This is a genomic window from Streptomyces sp. NPDC090798, from assembly GCF_044768965.1.
In the GTDB taxonomy this organism is placed as follows: Bacteria; Actinomycetota; Actinomycetes; order Streptomycetales; family Streptomycetaceae; genus Streptomyces.
The window spans coordinates 186,775-207,127 of record NZ_JBIVXA010000009.1; the positions used below are offsets into that span (position 1 = coordinate 186,775).

Annotated in this window: 15 protein-coding genes; 10 read left to right on the forward strand and 5 right to left on the reverse strand. The window is 71.5% G+C overall.

The features are described from left to right. Position 1: 1 nt before the first annotated feature. Both ACIQTP_RS21320 and rpmB read right to left on the reverse strand, forming a co-directional pair. Positions 2–3,067 carry an ATP-binding protein gene (locus ACIQTP_RS21320; protein WP_403401789.1) on the reverse strand — a complete coding sequence of 1,022 codons (3,066 nt, stop codon included), beginning with the start codon at positions 3,065–3,067 and terminating at the stop codon, positions 2–4. 132 nt (positions 3,068–3,199) lie between these two features. After that, positions 3,200–3,385, reverse strand: a complete 186-nt coding sequence (gene rpmB / locus ACIQTP_RS21325) for a 50S ribosomal protein L28 (RefSeq protein WP_003993230.1) — start codon at positions 3,383–3,385, stop codon at positions 3,200–3,202. Between the two features lie 259 nt (positions 3,386–3,644). On the opposite strand from rpmB, the gene ACIQTP_RS21330 reads away from it, so the two are divergent. Beyond that, positions 3,645–5,450 carry a DAK2 domain-containing protein gene (locus ACIQTP_RS21330; RefSeq protein WP_403401791.1) on the forward strand — a complete coding sequence of 602 codons (1,806 nt, stop codon included), beginning with the start codon at positions 3,645–3,647 and terminating at the stop codon, positions 5,448–5,450. A 196-nt stretch (positions 5,451–5,646) separates the two neighbouring features. On the opposite strand, the gene ACIQTP_RS21335 is transcribed toward ACIQTP_RS21330, so the two are convergent. Continuing rightward, entirely contained in the window at positions 5,647–8,682 is a 3,036-nt protein-coding gene (locus ACIQTP_RS21335) for a tetratricopeptide repeat protein (protein WP_403401793.1), read from the reverse strand. Then, a complete protein-coding gene (locus tag ACIQTP_RS21340) occupies positions 8,679–10,517 on the reverse strand; it encodes an HSP90 family protein (protein ID WP_403401794.1) in 1,839 nt (612 codons plus the stop codon). Before ACIQTP_RS21340 ends, ACIQTP_RS21335 begins: the two co-directional genes overlap by 4 nt. Positions 10,518–10,683: 166 nt before the next feature. Here ACIQTP_RS21340 and ACIQTP_RS21345 point away from each other — a divergent pair, with 166 nt between their 5' ends. The 8 genes from ACIQTP_RS21345 (at position 10,684) to mutM (ending at position 19,145) form a co-directional block, all read left to right on the forward strand. Further along, a complete protein-coding gene (locus ACIQTP_RS21345; protein WP_403401796.1) occupies positions 10,684–13,923 on the forward strand; it encodes a helicase-related protein in 3,240 nt (1,079 codons plus the stop codon). A gap of 39 nt (positions 13,924–13,962) precedes the next feature. Next, complete coding sequence (gene rsmD, locus ACIQTP_RS21350; RefSeq protein ID WP_067371037.1) at positions 13,963–14,550, forward strand: 16S rRNA (guanine(966)-N(2))-methyltransferase RsmD; 588 nt, start codon at positions 13,963–13,965, stop codon at positions 14,548–14,550. Next, entirely contained in the window at positions 14,547–15,056 is a 510-nt protein-coding gene (coaD, locus tag ACIQTP_RS21355; protein WP_402045938.1) for a pantetheine-phosphate adenylyltransferase, read from the forward strand. The genes rsmD and coaD overlap by 4 nt, the downstream gene beginning before the upstream one ends. 99 nt (positions 15,057–15,155) lie before the next feature. Next, positions 15,156–16,229: an ATP synthase F0 subunit B gene (locus ACIQTP_RS21360; RefSeq protein ID WP_403401799.1), complete on the forward strand. Its 1,074-nt coding sequence runs from the start codon at positions 15,156–15,158 to the stop codon at positions 16,227–16,229. A 161-nt stretch (positions 16,230–16,390) separates the two neighbouring features. Next, on the forward strand, positions 16,391–17,044 hold the full coding sequence (locus tag ACIQTP_RS21365) for a YceD family protein (RefSeq protein ID WP_403401801.1): 654 nt from the start codon (positions 16,391–16,393) through the stop codon (positions 17,042–17,044). Positions 17,045–17,046: 2 nt separating this feature from the next. Further along, complete coding sequence (gene rpmF, locus ACIQTP_RS21370) at positions 17,047–17,220, forward strand: 50S ribosomal protein L32 (RefSeq protein WP_028802425.1); 174 nt, start codon at positions 17,047–17,049, stop codon at positions 17,218–17,220. 19 nt (positions 17,221–17,239) lie between these two features. Continuing rightward, on the forward strand, positions 17,240–18,100 hold the full coding sequence (gene rnc / locus ACIQTP_RS21375) for a ribonuclease III (RefSeq protein ID WP_402045947.1): 861 nt from the start codon (positions 17,240–17,242) through the stop codon (positions 18,098–18,100). Positions 18,101–18,260: 160 nt separating this feature from the next. Continuing rightward, a complete protein-coding gene (mutM, locus tag ACIQTP_RS21380; protein WP_382182870.1) occupies positions 18,261–19,145 on the forward strand; it encodes a bifunctional DNA-formamidopyrimidine glycosylase/DNA-(apurinic or apyrimidinic site) lyase in 885 nt (294 codons plus the stop codon). A 31-nt stretch (positions 19,146–19,176) separates the two neighbouring features. On the opposite strand, the gene ACIQTP_RS21385 is transcribed toward mutM, so the two are convergent. Then, positions 19,177–19,584 (reverse strand): winged helix-turn-helix transcriptional regulator, encoded by a 408-nt coding sequence (locus ACIQTP_RS21385; protein ID WP_402045952.1) that lies wholly within the window; start codon positions 19,582–19,584, stop codon positions 19,177–19,179. A 101-nt stretch (positions 19,585–19,685) separates the two neighbouring features. Here ACIQTP_RS21385 and ACIQTP_RS21390 point away from each other — a divergent pair, with 101 nt between their 5' ends. After that, the gene (locus ACIQTP_RS21390) at positions 19,686–20,294 is read left to right on the forward strand and encodes a flavodoxin family protein (RefSeq protein ID WP_403401804.1); all 609 of its coding nucleotides are present in this window, start codon (positions 19,686–19,688) and stop codon (positions 20,292–20,294) included. Positions 20,295–20,353: the final 59 nt, after the last annotated feature.

The window sequence follows — 20,353 nt, forward strand, 5'->3', positions numbered from 1 at the left end:
CCTAGTCGGCGGTGAGTGCCGCAGCCCCGGGCGCTCGCCCCTGCGCAAAGGCCTTTTCGTACGCTTCGGGGGACAGCTTTTCGCGGATGTCCCGTTCATTGCGTACGGCTTCGGGGTCGCCCCGCAGTGCCGCCCCGCGCAGGCCGACGGCGGCGCCCAGCAGGACGGCGGCGCGCTCGGGCGAGTCGGCGAGGACCGCCAACGCCTCCGCGGACTCGGCGAGTTCCAGTACTCCGGGACTTTCGACGGCGAGGTCGGCCGCCTGGCGGGCCCAGTCACGCGCCTCGTCGAGGCGCCCCCGCGCGGCCGCGGAGCGGCCCAGACCGATGAGGATGCGCACGGTCTCCCCGATGCTGAACCAGTTGGCGGCGCAGGCCTCCAGGGCGCTTTCGTAGTGCACACGCGCGTGACCGGTGTCTCCCGCGAGCCGAGCGGCGTCTCCCAGGCCCCGCAGGGCACCCGCCACCTTGTCGGCGAGGCCCACGGTGCGGGCCAGCGTCAGGGCCTGGCTGAAGTGCTCCCTCGCCCCGGCAAGTTCCCCCTGGTGCAGCAGCACGGTCGCACGGTTGCGCAGGAGGTCCGAGGTCTCCTCGGGAGCGGCCAACTCCCTGACGTACGAGAGCCCTTCGTCGAGCAGTTCGAGAGCGCGCCGGTGTTCTCCGCGCCAGTCGGCGAACATGCCCAGCGGGTCGAGGCAGTTCGCCATGCCCCAGCGGTCCCCGGTCGCGCGAAAACCCGTCAGTGACCGCGCGAACGACTCCTCGGACGCCGCCGGACGCCCGGCGAACTGCTCCTGGAAGCCGAGGCCGACATCAAGAAGAGCCCGCCCCCACGCGTCGTCCCCGACCTGCACCCGCACCCGGTCGTTCGCGGCGGGCCGCGGTCCACCCACCACCGACCACAGCACCACGGTGAAGGGCAGGCGCAGGGGTCCGCGCAGCCCGGCCAGTACGTCCTCCACACGGGCCAGGCGCCGCTGGTCGGCCGGGTCGTCCCTCTCGCCCGAGAGCGCGTTGATCACGCACAGGACGTACTCCTCCGCGAGACCCGCCGGCGGCTCGGCGCCCACGGCCGCGAGCAGCTCCCGGGCCGGGGACACCTGTTCTCCGTAGAGACCGCGCAAGCGCCAGAACCAGGAGAGCCCGGCCATCAGCCGCAGGGCCTTCTCCCGGTCGGCGTGCACGAGATGGCGTAGGGCCGCGTCCAGGTTTCCGTGCTCGGCGGTCAGCCGGTCCAGCCAGGGCAACTGGCCACCGCCGCGCAGGAGCGGCTCCGCCCGTTCGGCCAGCCGCAGGAAGTACGCGGCGTGGGCGTCCCGCAGCCGGTGCTGCTCGCCCGCGCGGACCAGGTGCTCGGCGCCGAACGCGCGGATGGTCTGCAGCATCCGGTAGCGCCCCTCGGTGACCTCCAGGAACGACTTCTCCGCCAGCGAGGCCAGCAGGTCCTCCGGATGGGGCGTTCCGCACACCGCCTGGACCGCCTCGACCGTCGCGCCCCCGGAGAACACGGTCAGCCGTCGCGCCAGCTCCCGCTCCTCCTCGTCCAGCAGCTCCCAGCTCCACTCCACGACGGCACGAAGGGTGCGGTGCCGGGGCGCCTTGGTTCGGTCACCCCGGGACAGCAGCCGGAAGCGGTCGTCCTCGACGTGTTCGGCGAGGCGGTCGGCCAGTTCGTCCGGGGTCAGCGTCCGCAGCCGCGCCGCCGCCAGCTCGATCGCCAGCGGCAGCCCGTCCAGGGCGGCGCAGATGTCCGGTACGCGCGCGTGCCCCGCGAAACCGGGGCGCACGGCGGCCGCCCGGTCCAGGAAAAGTCGCGCGGCAGGCTCCGCCGACAGCGGTGGCACCGTGCACAGCACCTCACCGGTGATCCCCAGCGACTCACGGCTCGTGGCGAGGATCCGCACACCTGGGCAGGCGCCGAGGAGCAGCCCGGTGATCCGTGCCACGTCCTCGACCAGATGCTCGCAGTTGTCCAGGACGAGCAGCAGCTCGCGGTCCTCCAGGGCGGCGAGGAGGCGGTCGGTGGTGTCCCCCGAGGGAGTGCGGAAACCTTCGCGCAGACCAAGGGCGGTGAGCAGGGCGTAGGGGAGCTGGGAGGGGTCGGTGAGAGGGGCGAGCTCGACGAGGCAAACGTGTGCGTAACCGTTCACGCGAGCGTTTGCGCTGACGCGCGCGTCCGCGTTCGCACGGGCGAGCTCGATCGCCAGGCGGGTCTTGCCCGCTCCGCCCGGCCCGGTGAGTGTGACCAGGCGCTCCTGGGTGAGCAGAGCGCCGATGCGCGCGAGTTCACCGTCGCGCCCGATGAAGCGGGTCAGCTGGGCGGGGAGCCGCCGGTGGGCGGGGCCCTCGCCCTGGAGCAGTTCCAGGTGGAGGGCGGACAGGTCGGACGAGGGGTCGGCGCCCAGTTCCTCGGCGAGGGTGCGCCGCGCTTGCTCGTACACCGTCAGCGCCTCGGCGGCCCTGCCGCTCGCGTGCAGTGCCCGCATCAGCTGTCCGTACAGCCGCTCGCTCAGGGGATGCGCGCCGAGCAGTTCGCGCAGCTCCGGGACGAGTGCGGGGCCGCCGCCGAGCGCGAGGTCCGCGTCGACACGGTCCTGTACGGCGGTGAGCCTCAGCTCTTCGAGGCGGCTCACCCGGGCGTGCGCGCCCGGGAGGTCGGCCAGGGCCGGGCCGCGCCACAAGGTGAGCGCCTCCTGGAGCAAGGCCGCGGCCCGGGAGTGGTCGCCCTGGGCGAGGGCCGCGGCTCCGTCACGGGAGAGCCGCTCGAAGCGGTGGGCGTCGACGGCGTCGGGGGAGACGGCGATGCGGTAACCCGTGGGGTCGGCCTCGATCCCGATGCCCGGACCGAGCCGTCTGCGTAGCCGGGAGACCTGGGACTGGAGGGCGTTGGCGGCCCCGGCCGGCGGCCCGGCGCCGTACAGACCGTCGGTCAGCCGCTCCGTGGAGACGGTCCGGCCCGCGTCCAGGAGGAGCAGGGTGAGCAGCGCGCGGGGGCGGGGGCCGCCGGGGTCCAGGGGGCTGCCGTCCGTGGTGCGGATCTCGAGGGGGCCCAGGATGCCGAAGCGCATTCGGCAGATTCTGGCAGGTCCGCAAGATAGGGGCCACGCGCGCGTGGGACACCCGCCACGACAAAAAACCGGCCCACCCTGAGGTGGACCGGTTTTTAAGCGAACCAGCAGAGGCCGCGCGCTAGCGTTGCGTCAGCGCGAGACCTTGCCGGCCTTGATGCACGAGGTGCAAGCGTTCACGCGCTTCGGCGTCCCGCCCACCACGGTACGGACGCGCTGGATGTTGGGGTTCCAGCGACGGGACGTACGGCGGTGCGAGTGCGAGATGTTGTTGCCGAAGCCCGGCCCCTTGCCGCAGACGTCGCAGTTGGCAGCCACGGGTCACTCCAAAGACTTCAGATGCTCTTACGGTTGATCCCGGCATGCCGGAATCGAGATCTAGGATCTGAGTGGCGGTGCCAGGGGGAAGACCCGATCGAATCGGGCAACTGGAGCAGCATACAACGACTGCGTCCGGAGAACGAAACTACCATGGCTGGCCCCGAGCTCACCCCGGCCCTCCTTGGGGCCCCCTACCGTCAGTAACCCGTCCTGGGTCTACGCTGCGTGCCACGTCCAGAAGCTCAAGGAGGCGCAGGTGCCGCAGGTGCCGCAGACATTGGATGCTCTCGCGGTGCGCACCTGGTGCGGCCTCGCGCTGGAGGCGCTGGGGCGGGCCCGCGAGGAGATCGACGCCATCAATGTCTACCCGGTCGCGGACGGGGACACCGGGACGAATCTGTATCTGACGGTGGAGTCGGCGGCCGCGGCGGTGGAGGCGGTTTTCGCGGGCTACGAAACGGTGACGGGGGCCGGCCCCAAGGGGTCCGCTGCCTCCGGGTCCGTTTCCACAGGGGTCACGGGGGCCGGTCTGCCCACTCTCGCCGACGCCGTGCGGGCGATGGCGCACGGGGCGCTGATCGGGGCCCGCGGGAACTCCGGGACGATCCTCGCGCAGCTGCTGCGCGGCATGGCGCAGGTACTCGCCGTCGATGGTGAGGCCGCGGGTGGGGCCGGGGGTGAGACCGGCAGTGCGGCCGAGAGTGAGACCGCTCACACCGACGGACAGGCCCTCCGGCTGGCCCTCCGACAGGCCGCCGACTCCGCACGCGAGGCCGTCGCGCACCCCGTGGAGGGCACGGTCCTCACGGTCGCCGCGGCCGCCGCCGAGGCGGCCACCGGTACGGAGGGTGACTGCGGCACGGTCGCGTGCGCGGCGTACGAGGGAGCACGGGCGGCCCTCATGGCGACCCCCGGCCAGCTGGCCGTGCTGGAGCGGGCCGGTGTGGTCGACGCGGGTGGGCGGGGGCTGCTGGCGGTGCTGGCGGCACTGGCCGAGACGTTCACGGGGGAGTCCCCGGGCGCCGGACGGGTGGCGGGCGAGGTCCACACGCGCGTGAATGGCATGGACGGCGTGAGTGGCGTGGACCGTGTGGATGTGAACGGCGTGTGCGTGGACGGCCGGCCGGGGGAGGACAGCCCGGCCTTCGAGGTGACCTACCTGCTGGAGGCCGAGGACGCGGACGTGGCGCGGCTGCGGGCCCGGCTCGACCGCCTCGGCAACTCGCTCGTCGTGGTCGGCGGGGACGGGCTGTGGAACGTCCATGTGCACGCGGACGACGCCGGCGCCGCCGTGGAGGCGGGGGTCGAGGCCGGGCGGCCGTACCGGATCCGGATCACGCACTTCGGGCTCGGCGACGCCCACACGGCGGGCGCGGCCGGGCGACCGCCCCGGGAGCGGGCGCAGCGGGCCGTGGTGGCGGTCGTGCCCGGCGAAGGACTGGCCGGGCTGTACGCCGAGGCCGGGGCGACCACCGTCCTCGCGCGGCCCGGGGAACCGCCCGCGAGCGGGGAACTCGTCGAGGCCGTACGCCGGGCCCACGCGCGCGAGGTGGTGTTGCTGCCCAATGACGCCGATCTGCGGCACACCGCGGCGGCGGCCGCCGAGCAGGCCCGTACGGAGGGCGTCCGGGTCGCGTTGATCCCGACCCGCTCCGCGGTGCAGGGCATCGCCGCGCTCGCCGTCCACGAGCCCGAACGTCGCTTCGACGAGGACGTCGTCGCCATGACCTCGGCGGCGGGCGCCACGCGTTACGCCGAGGTCGCCGTCGCCGAGCGCCAGTCCTGGACCATGGCCGGCATCTGCCAGGCCGGCGACGTCCTCGGGCTCATCGACGGCGATGTCGCCGTGATCGGCTCCGACATCACCGCCACCGCCGAAACCGTCCTCGACCGCATGCTCGCCGCCGGCGGGGAGATGGTCACCCTCGTCCTGGGCGACGAGGCTCCCGGCTCCATCGCCGCCCATCTCGAAGCACGGGTCCGGGAGTCGTACCTGGCCGTGGACACGGTGGCGTACCGGGGCGGGCGACAGGGAGCGTTGCTGCTGATCGGGGTGGAGTAGCCGCCTCGGGGCCCCCGGGTGTGTTCTTCGGCCGCGGGTGGGTGGGGGCTGGTCGCGCAGTTCCCCGCGCCCCTGGGCCGGGGCTGCGCCCCGGATCCCCGCCCGGCCGAGTCGCTTGGCTGACGCCTGGTGGGGAGCCGACCGCCCAGTTCGCCGGGCCCCGCCCTGGCCCGTCACTGGTCCCGCTGTCTCTCCATCACGCCTTCTCCGTCACGCCCAGCATGTTCTCCGCCTCGGCCCGACGTGCCTGGGCGGCCTCCCCGTCCACACCCGCGTACGCGGAAAGCACCGCACGCGCGCGTGCGGCCGCGGCCGCGGGCCGAAGCAGATCGGCCTCCAGCCACCCCGCCGCGAGCTCAGCCCCGGTGCGTGCGTCGAGGGCGTCGTCTCCCAGGGACGCGAAGACGGAGATGGCCCGCGTGTAGTGGGCCAGAGCCTCCTCCACGTCGTCCGGAACGGAACGGGCTACGAGGTCACCGAACTGCCGATGGGTGTGACCGAGTTCGGCGACAAGACGATGACGGGCCTCCGCGGCATCAGAGCCCTCCGCGGCATCGGAGCCCTCTCCTGCCTCGGCCCCGACGGAGGTCGACACCGCCCGAAGCCCCTCCTCGCACTCCCGCACCGCCGCCGCCATCGACTCCCGCGCCCCGTCCAGCCCCGAGTCCGTACGCAACGCCACCCACGCCCGGGCCCGCAGCGACCGGATCAGACCGTGGACGTTGCCGAGGTCACGCCACAGGTCACCGGCGCGCGCGTACGCCTGCTCGGCCTGCGCGGGCAGTTCGGCGTGGCCGAGCGCCTCGGCGGCGAGATGGGCGAGCATCGCGTGGTCACGCTGCTCGGGCCAGTGCCGGGCGACGTCCGCGGCCCGCAACCAGTGCTCGGCCGCCGAACGGTGTTCGCCGAGCTCGGTGAGGCAGTCGCCGAGCCACCACCGCGTCTGCACGATCGCACCGTCGCCGTGCATCTCGGTGGTCAGGTCGGGCAGCGCAGACTCCAGGATCTCCGCGGCCTCGGCCCACCGCCCCTGACGGAGCAGGAACCCGCCGAGCTGGTGCCGGGCCCAGGCGCCGAGCGTGGGCCCCTCGCCCGCCTCGTCGGCCCAGTGCGCGGCCTCCAGAGCGTGCTCCGAGGCGGGCCCGAACTGCCCGGTGGCGCCCAGGACCTCGGCGAGCTGCAGGTGCAACTGCGCGTGCCCCATCGGCTCCAGGCGAGGCCCTCCGTGCTCCAGCGCCGCGCGCGCGGCCCGCTCGGCCCCCTCCGCGTCGCCCAGGTGCCGGGCGATCCCGGCGAGCCGGGACTCGTACTCCACGGCGAACCACGGCAACCCCGCCGCCACGAACGCCTGCGCGGCCTGCCCGAGCAGCTCCGCGGCGCTCTCGGCGTCCCCGGCGTGCGCCGCGAGCTCCCCGAGCATCGCGCGCGCCTCCGCGGCCCGCGAGGCCATCCGCACGTCCGAGAGGTGCGGCTCGGCCAGCGCCAGGAGCTCCCGCACGGCCGCTTCGGCGGCGCCCACGACCTCGTCCCCGGCGATCCCGGAATCGGCGTCCGCGCCCTCCTGCACCAACTGCATCAATATCCGCGCCCGCCCCACCAGCACGGACGCGGCCTGGGACACCCCCGTCCCGCCCTCCGCGAGGAGGGCGAGCACCCCCTCGTACAGCTTCGAGACGGTCGCGAGCGCCTCCTCGGGGCCGCCGGTGAGGGCGAGGACGTAGGCGGCACGGGCACGGGCCGCGAGCGCCTCGCCGGGGTCGCCCGCCTCGGCGTAGAGCTCGGCCGCCTCATGGAAGAGCCCGATGCCCTCGGGACCGCGTTCCATCGCCGCGTGGTCGGCGATCTCCGCGCGGTCGCGGACGTCCAGCTCCTGGCCCTCGGCGGCCCGTGAGACCGCCGCCCAGGCCTCGACGGCGTCCGGGCTCCGGGTCGCGGACAGCCGCCGGGCCTCGGCGAGCAGCGCCGAGAGCGAGAACGGGTCCGAGCCGGCATCCGACTCCACGACGACGGCCGACGATCGGGCCGAAGCCGAAGCCGAAGCCGAAGCCGAAGCCGAAGCCGCTGCGGAACCCGAACCCGCTGCGGAGCCCGAAGGCGACAAGTGTCGCGCGGACCGGGACCGCACCCCCAGCGGCAACCGCTCGACCAACGGCCGCTGGTCCATCCGCCCGCGAGCCCGCTCACTGACGTACGACGTGCCGTTGCGCGCGTCGAAGAGCGCCGCCAGGGAAAGGGCCTGCCCGCGCGCGTGGACGGCGAGCCCGCTCGCGGTCCACTCCCGGCCGGCCGGACCCGGCACCGGCTGATCGCCGAGACCGAGCCCGGTCAGGCGGTCCATGAGGAGAGCCGTCACGGCCATGAAGTCGAGCTTGCTGCGCGGGTCCCCGGAGTCGGTGAAGTAGGCGGGGCGCTCCGCGAGCAGTTCCAGGGCGCGCGCCTCGTTGCCGGAGAGCGCGCAGAACTCCACGTGGTCCGCGTACGCGGCGCGCATGCTCTCCATGGGGCGCACCAGCCGGAAGCCCCGCAGGTGATGGGCGCGGGCCTCGTCCAGGCGGCCCAGGCGCAGCAGGGGGACCAGGGAAGACGCCAGGACGGTGTGCGGCTCGTGGGCGCAGGTGTACTCGCCCTCCAGGACCGGGCGCCACAGTTCCAGCGCCTCCTCGTCGGCGCCGCGCTCCGCCCGCCACCACCCCTGGCTGTGGAGTTCGCACGCGTGGCAGTCGGCCATGGTGTCCCGGTCGGCGGCCAGCCAGGCGGTGTACGCCCGCTCGGCGCGCCCCAGGTCGCCCAGGTGCGCGGCGACGCTGAACTCGGCCCCGCGCACGGCCCGTTCGGAGTGCCCGGCCAGCCGGTAGCGGTGCTCCATCTCGCCGAGCCACTTCTCTATGGAGGCGAGCGGGATGTGCGGCTGGTCGAGCATGCCGGCCGACATCCACTTGAAGACCCAGTGCAGGGAGTGGGTCTCGTACTCGTCGAAGTCCTCGGGGCGTTCGTCCCACATGCGCAGCAGGCGCGCGAAGGGGACGAACATCTTGTCCTTCTCGGAGCTGTAGTTGTAGACCTTCAGCTGGTGTCCGAGCGCCTCGATCACGGCGAGCGGGATCTTCAGCCTCTCGGCCTCGACGAGCAGTTGCTCCGCGCGCGTGTTGCGGGCGGGACCCTCCGGTTGCTCCTGGTTGTCCGCCATCGCCTGGCGCAGGGTGTCGAAGTCCATGCCCATGGCCTGGCTCATCGCAGGTCGTCCTTCCCGGGCTCGGTGTGGGTGGCCCACTCCAGGAGGCCGATGAACGCACGGTTGAGGAGCGCGGAGTCGGCGGGCCGCAGGGGGCGCTGCGCCATGAGCAGGGCCTGTCCGTAGAGGGATTCGGTGGCCGTGCCTATCAGCTCCGGGTCGCGCAGTGAACTGATCCTTCGGATCAGCGGGTTGAGGTGGTTGAGGACCAGGCGGGCGCGGGGCGCGCTGCCGCGCAGCGAGCCGAGAATGCCGGCCCACAGGTCGTCGGCCTGCTCCTCGGCCTCCGCGCGGGCCTGCTCGTGGCGGGCCGCCCGGTCGTCCAGGTGCAGGGCGGGCACGGAGAGCGGGTGGAAGGCGCGCAGCACCACGTCGCAGCCCAGGGGATCGAGCTTGGCCCGGGCGGCCATCAGGAAGCCCGAGAGGGCCAGTTCCTCGGCCGGGTCGACGGCGTCCAGGTGCGCCGTCACGGTGTCGGCGTCGAGCTCCGAGACGACCGTCCCCGGACGCACCGACGGCAGCGCCTCCACCAGCTCGCTGTCGTACGTGTAGCCGCCGTTGATCACTCCGATGCCCTGTGCGGAGGCGATGGGCGCGACCTGCCGGTACTCCTCCACGGTCCGCGTGAAGTGCACCACCGGGTGACGCAGCGCGAACTCCTCCAGGGACAGCCGTCCGTCGGTCGTCTCGAAGGGCAGCCACGGCAGCATCGTGCGCAGCATCTCGTTGTCGTGCCGCGCCAGGGACTTCACGCCCAGGTGGTGCACCGACAGGAAGGCCGCCAGACGCTCCGGGTCGCCCGCCGCGAGCCCCGTCAGCCACGACCGGATGCGCTCGCCCAGGGCCTCGCGTACGGCCGCCAGGGTCTCGTCCTCGTAGAGCGACTCGCGCGAGGCGGTGGGCCGCAGGCTGTCCGTGTCCAGGACGCAGCGCACGAAGAACGCCCAGTCGGGCAGCAGCTGTTCGGCCCGCTCGGTGAGCAGCATGCCCTTCAGATGCACCCGGTGGCTCGCGCGCTGTGCGGGGCTGACCGCGGAGGGCAGGACGTACGCCACGCCGCGGACTCCGGCGAGCGGCACGTTCAGGTCGATCGTGTCCAGCGGTGTGAAGCCGAACAGGTCGTGGCAGTGGCGGGCCAGGGCAACCCTGCGGGTGGCGGGGCTGGGATGGCTGCGGTCCCAGGGCGCCGGAAGGTCCGCGATCGCCTCGTCGCCGACGCGTACGTCGTACGGCAGCAGCGAGCCGAAGTCCCGGGCCAGGGAGCGGACCCGTTCCTCGGTGAGCCATTCGCCGGCTCCGGCGCGCGCCACCAGGTGCACGGTGGTGCCCGGTTCGGGACGGGCCTCGTGCGGCAGCGTGCGCACGGTGTACGAGCCGTCGTCGGTCGCCGTCCACTCCACGGGCGCCGCGTCGGGCGTACGCGCGCTGCGGCTGACGACGCGGATGCGTTCGGCGACCACGAAACAGGCCAGCAACCCGATGCCGAACTGCCCCAGGAAGTCGGAGCGCGCCGCCTGCAGGCCGTCCTCCCGCTTGGAACTGCGGCCGATCGTCGCGAGGAGGCTGTGCACGTCCGACTCGGTGAGCCCGATGCCGGAGTCCTCCACACGCAGAGTGCCGCCCTCGGCGTACAGGCGTACGGCGGCCGGGGCGTCCGGCTGCTCCGCCCGCCGGGCGGTGATCGCGTCCACGGCGTTCTGCAGCAGTTCGCGCAGGTAGACCTTGGGACTGGAGTAGAGGTGATGGGAGAGCAGGTCCACCAGACCACGCAGGTCGACCTGGAAGGTGTGAGGTGACTGGGATGCCTGTGATGACTGTGAGGTCTGGGAGTCCATCGTCGCTGCGCCGAGGGTGGGGGGACGTGCGACGGCGCGGGGTCGGGCGGTCCCGGGGGACGGTGACCGCGAAGAGGGCCGGAGCGCGTCATCCTAGGCCCGGAACGAGCCGTCTGACCAGCGGATTTCCGGGACGTATACGGCAATGTCAGTGGTGTGGTGTGCAATGGATCTCGTGCCCGCGCTCGATGAACCACTGAAAAAGGTGCTCGGTCCCCCCACCGCGAAGGTGATGGCCGAGCACCTCGGCCTGCACACCGTCGGCGACCTGCTGCACCACTACCCGCGCAGATACGAGGAGCGCGGGCAGCTCACCCACCTCGCCGACCTGCCCATGGACGAGCACGTCACGGTGGTCGCCCAGGTCGCCGACGCGCGCCTGCTCACCTTCGCCTCCGCCAAGGCGCCCCGCGGCAAGGGCCAGCGCCTCGAAGTGACCATCACCGACGGCAGCGGCCGCCTCCAGCTGGTCTTCTTCGGCAACGGGGTGCACAAACCCCACAAGGACCTGCTGCCCGGCACCCGCGCGATGTTCTCGGGCAAGGTCTCCGTCTTCAACCACCGCCTCCAGCTGGCCCATCCGGCGTACGAGCCGCTGCGCTCCGACAGCGACGACGCCGCCGAGACCGTCGACTCCTGGGCGGGCGCGCTCATCCCGATCTACCCGGCCACCGCCAAGCTGGAGTCCTGGAAGATCGCCAAGTCCGTGCAGACGGTGCTGCTCAGCGCCCAGGAGGCCGTCGACCCGCTGCCGGACTCCCTGCGGGACGGTCGCGGCCTGGTCTCCCTCCCCGAGGCCCTCCTGAAGATCCACCGCCCGCACACCAAGGCGGACATCCACGACGCCCGCGCCCGTCTCAAGTGGGACGAGGCCTTCGTCCTCCAGGTCGCCCTGGCCCGCCGCCGCCACGCCGACGCCCAACTCCCCGCCGTGGCCCGTCTCCCCAAGCCCGAGGGGCTGCTGACCGCCTTCGACGCCAAGCTGCCCTTCACTCTCACCGAGGGCCAGCAGAAGGTCTCCAAGGAGATCTTCGACGACCTCGCCACCGAGCACCCGATGCACCGGCTGCTCCAGGGGGAAGTCGGTTCGGGAAAGGCTCAGCCCCTTGACGCCCTGGTCCTGACGCCTGCGGGCTTCAAGAGAATGGGTGATGTCTCAGTCGGGGACGCTGTTGTCACTCCCGTGGGTGACATCGCCCTGGTCGACGGAGTCTTTCCGCAGGGCGAACGCGATGTCTGGCAGCTTGTCCTGTCCGACGACTCCACGGTGGAGTGCGATGACGAGCACCTGTGGATCGTCGGCACCAGTGGCGCGTGGGACCGAGGTCAGGAGCCGAAGGTGCTGACTGCCCGGGAGATCAGAGCAGACATCCACAAGGCGAACGGCTCGTCGAAGTGGTACCTCCCGGCGGTCACGCCAGTGGATCTCAGCGATGGAACGACGCCGCCCCTGGACCCCTATCTCTTCGGGCTGCTTCTGGGGGCTGGATCCTTCAGGCACAACCTCCGCATGTCGACAATCGACGAGGAGATTCTGGCGGCTGTCCGCTTCGCCTCGCCTCCGGACTGCGAACTGGTGGCGGTGCCCGGCTCGCGCTGTGATCACACCCTCAGGCTTTCGGGGCCAAGGGGGGACACACCAGAGAATCCGGTGGTCGGTGCGCTGCGTGCGCTCGGGCTTTGGGGGGCGGGCTCGCACGACAAATTCCTTCCTCCCGTCTTCAAGAACACCTCGATCAAGGACCGTCTCGCCGTACTGCAGGGGCTGATGGACACGGACGGGACTGTGGACGCCCAGGGCATGAGCGTCTCCTTCCGCTCGGTCTCCAGGCGGCTGGCCGATGATGTGGCCTGGCTCGTCCGGTCGCTCGGGGGACGTGCGCGGGTCCTGCCGAAGGAGGCCGCCTTCGACGTATCGATCGCCTTGCCCGAGGAGTACGGCCCATTTCGGCTCGCCCGGAAGGCGGACCGGATGCGCCCCCGGCCGGAATACGACACTCTCCGACGCGGGATTCGCGCAGTCGAGTACGTGGGGCGCAAGCAGGTCCAGTGCATCAGCGTCGCTCACCCGAGCCACGCCTACGTCACCGACAACTTCACCGTCACCCACAACACCATGGTCGCCCTGCGCGCCATGCTCGCCGTCGTCGACGCGGGCGGGCAGGCCGCGATGCTCGCGCCGACCGAGGTGCTCGCCCAGCAGCACCACCGGTCGATCACCGAGATGATGGGCGAGCTCGCCGAGGGCGGCATGCTCGGCGGGTCCGAGCACTCCACCAAGGTCGTGCTGCTCACCGGGTCCATGGGGGCGGCGGGGCGGCGGCAGGCGCTGCTCGACCTGGTCACCGGTGAGGCCGGGATCGTGATCGGCACCCACGCGCTGATCGAGGACAGGGTGCAGTTCCACGACCTGGGCCTGGTCGTGGTGGACGAGCAGCACCGCTTCGGTGTCGAGCAGCGCGACGCCCTGCGCGGCAAGGGCAAGCAGCCGCCGCACCTCCTGGTGATGACCGCCACGCCCATTCCGCGCACGGTCGCGATGACCGTCTTCGGCGACCTGGAGACCTCGGTCCTCGACCAGCTCCCCGCCGGGCGTTCGCCGATCGCCAGCCATGTCGTCCCCGCCGCCGACAAGCCGCACTTCCTCACGCGCGCGTGGGAGCGCGTGCGCGAAGAAGTGGAGAACGGCCATCAGGCCTACGTGGTCTGCCCGCGCATCGGCGACGACATCGATGAACCCGCCGACCCGAAGAAGGCCAAGAAGAAGTCCCCCGAGGACGAGGCCGAGAAGCGCCCGCCCCTCGCCGTCCTCGACGTCGCCGACCAGCTCGCCAGAGGACCCCTCCAAGGACTCAGGGTCGAGGTCCTGCACGGCCGTATGCAGCCCGACGACAAGGACGCCGTGATGCGCCGCTTCGCCGCGGGCGAGACGGACGTCCTGGTCGCCACGACGGTGATCGAGGTCGGGGTGAACGTGCCGAACGCCACGGCCATGGTGATCATGGATGCCGACCGGTTCGGCGTGTCCCAGCTCCACCAGCTGCGCGGACGCGTCGGCCGTGGTTCCGCCGCCGGACTGTGCCTCCTGGTCACCGAGATGCCGGAGGCGAGCCCGGCCCGCCAGCGGCTGACCGCGGTGGCGTCCACGCTCGACGGCTTCGAGCTCTCCCGCATCGACCTCGAACAGCGCCGTGAGGGCGACGTGCTCGGCCAGGCCCAGTCCGGAGTCCGCTCCTCGCTGCGCATGCTCGCCGTCATCGAAGACGAGGAGATCATCGCCGAGGCCCGCGAGGAGGCCGCCTCGGTCGTCGCCGCCGACCCCGAGCTCACCGCCCTCCCCGGTCTGCGCACGGCCCTGGAGGCCCTCCTCGACGACGAGCGCGAGCAGTATCTGGACAAGGGCTGAGAGACTGGCCCCGACACACTTCCAGCGCAAAGGACCCTCATGACCCGCGTGATCGCCGGCCGGGCCGGCGGACGCCGTCTGGCCGTCCCGCCGGGCACCGGCACCCGCCCCACCTCCGACCGGGCGCGCGAGGGCCTCTTCTCCACCTGGCAGTCCCTGCTCGGCGGCCCGCTGGAGGGCGAGCGCGTCCTCGACCTGTACGCGGGTTCGGGCGCCGTAGGCCTGGAGGCACTCAGCCGCGGCGCCGGGCACGCCCTCCTCGTCGAGGCCGACGCCCGCGCGGCCAGGATCATCCGCGAGAACGTGAAGACGCTGGGCCTGCCCGGCGCCGAGGTGAGATCGGGCAAAGCGGAGCAGATCGTCCAGGGATCGGCGCCGACGGATCCGTACGACCTGGTCTTCCTCGACCCGCCGTACGCCGTCTCCGACGACGATCTTCGCGAGATTCTGCTCACACTCCGGACGCAGGGCTGGCTCGCGGCCGAAGCGCTCGTCACCGTGGAGCGCAGCACCAGAGGCGGCGAATTCGGTTGGCCGGACGGTTTCGACGCCATCCGGGCCCGTCGTTACGGCGAGGGGACCTTTTGGTACGGTCGCGCCGCCTCTACGTGCGAAGACGCACGATGACCGGACCGGAGAGCGAGGGATCACAGTTGCGCCGCGCCGTCTGTCCGGGGTCATTCGACCCCATCACCAATGGACACCTCGACATCATCGCCCGCGCTTCCAGGCTCTACGACGTCGTGCACGTCGTGGTGATGATCAATCAGTCGAAGCAGGGCCTGTTCACCGTCGAGGAGCGGATCGACCTGATCCGCGAGGTCACCGCCGAGTTCGGTAACGTCGAGGTCGAGGCCTACCACGGCCTCCTCGTCGACTTCTGCAAGCAGCGCGACATCCCCGCCATCGTCAAGGGCCTGCGCGCGGTCAGCGACTTCGACTACGAACTCCAGATGGCCCAGATGAACAACGGCCTCTCGGGTGTCGAGACGCTGTTCATCCCGACCAGCCCGACCTACAGCTTCCTCTCCTCCTCGCTCGTGAAGGAGGTCGCACAGTGGGGCGGCGACATCTCCCACCTGGTGCCGGAGGTCGTCCTGGAGGCGCTCAAGGGGCGGCTCGGAAAGAGCTGAGCGCCTGACAGTGCGTCACCAGGTGTCGGGCGGGGTGGGAGTGGTCGTACAGTCGACCCGTCCGTCTCCATCACAGCTGTAGAGAGTGGCGAGCACACGGTGGACGTGCAGAAGAAGCTCGATGAGATCGTCGCGGCGGTCGGCAGCGCCCGTTCCATGCCCATGTCGGCCTCGTGCGTGGTCAACCGCGCCGAGCTCCTCTCGATGCTCGAAGAGGTGCGCCAGGCACTGCCCGGCTCCCTCGCGCAGGCCGAGGAGCTGATCGGCGGCCGCGAGCAGATGGTCGAGCAGGCCCGCCAGGAGGCCGAGCGGATCATCGAGTCGGCGCACGCCCAGCGCGGCTCCCTGATCTCCGACACCGAGGTCGCCCGCCGCTCCCAGAACGAGGCGGACCGCATCCTCGCCGAGGCCCGCCGGGAGGCCGAGGAGGTCCGCGCGGAGGCCGACGACTACGTCGACTCCAAGCTCGCCAACTTCGAGGTCGTCCTCACCAAGACCCTCGGCTCCGTCGGCCGCGGCCGCGAGAAGCTCCTCGGCACCGGCCCCGGCATCGACGAGCAGGGCTACGAGGACGAGGACGCCCCCGAGCGCAGCCACGACCCGGAGACCCTGCGCCGGGACGCCGACGTGTACGTGGACGTCAAGCTCGGCGCCTTCGAGGCGGTCCTCGCCAAGACCCTGGAGGCCGTCGGCAAGGGCCGCCAGAAGCTGCACGGCCGCATCGCCAGCGACGACCTGGGTGAGCTGGGCACCTTCGCGGAGGACGGGACACCCGGCCACCACACCAGCGACTCCGACTACCTGGCCGGCCTCGCCGAGCTCTCGGAGACCCCCGAGCGGCCCGCGCAGACCCCCGAGGTGCCGGCCCAGCCGAACTACGGACAGCAGCAGGACGCCTACGCGTACCAGCAGCAGCCCGACCCCTACGGCTATCAGCAGCAGTACGCCCAGCAGGACGCGTACGGCTACCAGCAGGCCGACCCGTATGCCGCCTACCCGCAGCAGCAGGGCTACGACCAGCAGGCGGCGTACGACCAGAGCGGGCAGCAGGTCTACCCGCAGCAGCAGCCGGGGGCCCTGGACCCGATGGCGAACGCCCTGGACGAGACCAGCCTCTTCGACACCACCATGATCAGCGCCGAGCAGCTGAGGGCGTACGAGCAGGGCCGCTGACCCCGGACGGACAACGTCCGGGTACCGGCTGGGCACCGGATTGGGCCGAGAGCGAAAGGTCCAGTATCCTGGCTCTTCGGTCGCGTGTACGTCCGCGATCAACGCTGCCCACGGAACTCCAGGGGTGGCATCCCCTTGAGCTTCGAAGATCGAAAGCAGGAATGGCTCTGAACACCCGCCTTGACCACCGCAACCCTCTCGTGTTCGACACACACGAGCTGGGGCGGCGTCCTGGCGCGCAGCAGCGCTTGACCCGCACGATCGACGCCCCCAAGGATCTCGGGATCCAAGGAGTCATCGGAGTGCCGGAAGGCGCCCCGGTGGAGCTCGAGCTCCGCCTTGAGTCGGTCATGGAAGGGGTGCTTGTCACAGGCACCGCCCGTGCACGGGCCAAGGGGGAGTGCGTAAGGTGTCTGGAGCCGCTCGAGCAGCAGCTCGAAGCGGACTTCCAGGAGATGTTCTCGTACCCTGACGCCGACGACCGGGGCCGTGTGAAAGCGGAGCCGGCCGACGACGCCGAGGAAGACGAGGACAGGCTCTTCATCGAGGACGGCTTGTTCGACCTCGAACCCGTGCTGCGTGATGCGGTGGTGCTCGCACTGCCGATGCAGCCGGTGTGCCAGGACGACTGCCCCGGCCTGTGCTCCGAATGCGGAGCCCGGCTCGCGGACGACCCGGACCACCACCACGACGCCGTCGACATCCGTTGGGCGGCACTGCAGGGACTCGCCGGTTCACTCGAAGATGGCGAGAAGGACGAGATGAGCGGCGGCGCGCTTCCTTCAGCGCACGCCGACGAGAAGCAGGAGAAGTAGCCGTGGCTGTTCCGAAGCGGAAGATGTCGCGCAGCAACACGCGCCACCGCCGGTCGCAGTGGAAGGCTGCGGTCCCCACCCTGGTTGCGTGCGAGCGCTGCCACGAGCCCAAGCAGCAGCACATCGCCTGCCCTGCTTGTGGCACCTACAACAAGCGCCAGGTCCTCGAGGTCTGAGCGGCTGGTGAGAGGTCTGATGTCTGACGCCAAGGCGGACCCAAACGCCAAGAAAAAGGCGGACAACACAGCCTCGTCCCACACGCTTCTGGAAGGGCGGCTCGGGTACAAGCTCGAGTCCGCCCTTCTGGTGCGTGCGCTGACCCACCGTTCCTACGCGTACGAGAACGGCGGTCTGCCGACCAACGAGCGCCTGGAGTTCCTCGGGGACTCCGTGCTCGGCCTCGTGGTCACGGACACGCTGTACCGCACCCACCCCGACCTGCCCGAAGGCCAGCTGGCCAAGTTGCGGGCCGCGGTGGTCAACTCGCGTGCGCTGGCGGAAGTGGGCCGCGGCCTCGAACTCGGCTCCTTCATCCGGCTCGGCCGGGGCGAGGAAGGCACGGGAGGCCGGGACAAGGCATCCATCCTCGCCGACACCCTTGAAGCGGTGATCGGCGCCGTCTATCTCGACCAGGGTCTGGACGCGGCGGGCGAACTCGTCCACCGGCTCTTCGACCCACTGATCGAGAAGTCCTCGAATCTGGGCGCAGGCCTGGACTGGAAGACCAGTCTCCAGGAACTCACCGCGACCGAAGGGCTCGGCGTTCCCGAGTACCTGGTCTCGGAGACCGGCCCGGACCACGAGAAGACCTTTACTGCTGCCGCCCGCGTCGGAGGCGTCTCGTACGGCACCGGCACCGGCCGCAGCAAGAAGGAAGCGGAGCAGCAGGCCGCGGAGTCCGCGTGGCGTGCCATCCGCGCCGCCGCGGACGAACGCGCGAAGTCGGCCAAGGCCGCCGAGGAAGCGGCTCAGGCCGCCGAGCAGGCTGCCAAGGCCGCCGAGGGGACCGCCGACACCCCCTCGGCTCCGACGAGCGACTCGGCCACCACGGCCTGATTCCTTCGTAGCACCTTCGTAAGCATGAGGCCCCTGTCGCAGCGTCCGCGCCGCGACAGGGGCCTCATGCGTCTTGTGTCCCGGGCCCCCGTCCGGGTGACGCGACCACGAGGTAGCCTTCGGGCGACCGTTTCCGTGCCCGCCCCTCCGGAGGAGTCCCGTGCCCGAGTTGCCCGAGGTCGAAGTCGTGCGGCGCGGCCTGGCGCGGTGGGTCAGCGGGCGGACCGTGACCTCGGTCGAGGTACGGCACCCACGCGCCGTACGGCGGCATCTCGCCGGACCCGAGGGGTTCGCGAAGGCGCTCGCGGGCCACCGTGTAGGACCGGCCATGCGCCGCGGCAAGTACCTCTGGCTTCCCCTCGACGACTCCCCGTTCTCCGTCCTCGCGCACCTCGGCATGAGCGGCCAGCTCCTGGTGCAGCCACAGGACGCCCCGGACGAGAAACACCTGCGCATCCGCATCCGCTTCGACGACACCCGGACGCCCGCCCCCGCCGGGGCGGAGGGCACCGAGCTGCGCTTCGTCGACCAGCGCACCTTCGGCGGGCTCTCCCTCCACGAGAACACCCCGGACGGCCTGCCGGACGTCATCGCGCACATCGCCCGCGACCCGCTGGACCCCCTCTTCGACGACGCCGCCTTCCACACGGCCCTGCGCGCCCGGCGTACGACGATCAAGCGCGCCCTGCTCGACCAGTCGCTGATCAGCGGGGTCGGCAACATCTACGCGGACGAGGCGCTCTGGCGCGCCAAACTGCACTACGAACGCCCCGCCGCCGGCTTCACCCGGCCGCGCACCGCCGAACTCCTCGGCCACATCCGCGACGTCATGAACGAGGCCCTCGCCGTCGGCGGCACCAGCTTCGACAGCCTGTACGTCAACGTCAACGGCGAGTCCGGATACTTCGACCGTTCGCTCGACGCCTACGGCCGCGAGGGCGAGCCCTGCCGCCGTTGCGGGACGCCGATGCGGCGGCGCGCCTGGATGAACCGGTCCAGCTACTTCTGCCCGCGCTGCCAGCGCCCGCCACGCGTCACGCCGTAGCCGCCCGCCCCGTCGTGGCCGCGGCCCCAGGTCAGCTCTCGCGGGTCTCGTCGTAGCGCTCGCGGGCCTCCAGGACATCGTCCATGCGGCCCTCGACGAAGTGGATGAGGGTCAGCAGGCGCTCGGAGACCTCGCGACCGAGCGGGGTGAGGGTGTAGTCGACGCGCGGGGGGTTCGTGGGCTGTGCCTCGCGGTGCACCAGGCCGTCGCGCTCCAGCGCGTGCAGTGTCTGGGAGAGCATCTTCTCGCTGACGCCGTCGACCCTGCGCCGCAGCTCGTTGAAGCGGAACGTGCCCTCGTGCAGCGCTCCGAGCGTGAGCGATCCCCAGCGTCCGGTGACGTGCTCCAGCGTGCCCCGGGACGGGCAGCTGCGTGCGAACACGTCGTACGGGAGGTCCTGACACTCACCGCGCTCGGCGGTCTGCACGCTGGGTTCCATGCGCTCACCATACTCCGACGCAGCGCTAACCAGAGAGTTGCGCTAACTGAAAGTTAGTGCTTTCCTTTGGTTCGTTGTTACCACCTGGAGGAGTCCCCATCGTGAGCACCCCGAGTACCCCTGTCGTTTCCATCGCCTACCACTCCGGCTACGGCCACACCGCCGTCCTCGCCGAGGCTGTTCGCTCCGGTGCCGCCGAGGTCGGTGCCCAGGTGCACCTGATCAACGTCGACGAGATCACCGACGCCCAGTGGGAACTGCTCGACGCCTCGGACGCGATCGTGTTCGGCTCGCCCACCTACATGGGCACCGCTTCCGGCGCCTTCCACGTCTTCGCCGAGGCGTCCTCGAAGCGCTGGTTCGGGCAGGACTGGCGTGACAAGCTCGCCGCCGGATTCACCAACTCCGGCTCCAAGAGCGGCGACAAGCTGCACACCCTGCAGTTCTTCCAGATCCTGGCCGCCCAGCACGGCATGAACTGGGTCAACCTCGGTCTGCACCCGGGCTGGAACAGTTCCTCGGCCTCCGAGCACGACCTCAACCGCCTCGGCGTCTTCGCCGGCGCCGCCGCCCAGACCAACGTCGACGAGGGTCCGGAGGCGGTTCACAAGGCCGACATCGCCACGGCGGAGCACCTCGGACGCCGGGTCGCGGAGGCGGCGCGGGCGTTCGCCCTGGGACGCGCGGCGGTGGCCGGGGTGGCCGCGTAAACGCTTTACCGACTTGGTGCCCGGAAAGATCCCCGCCTCTGGCCAGGCTGCTCCTGCCG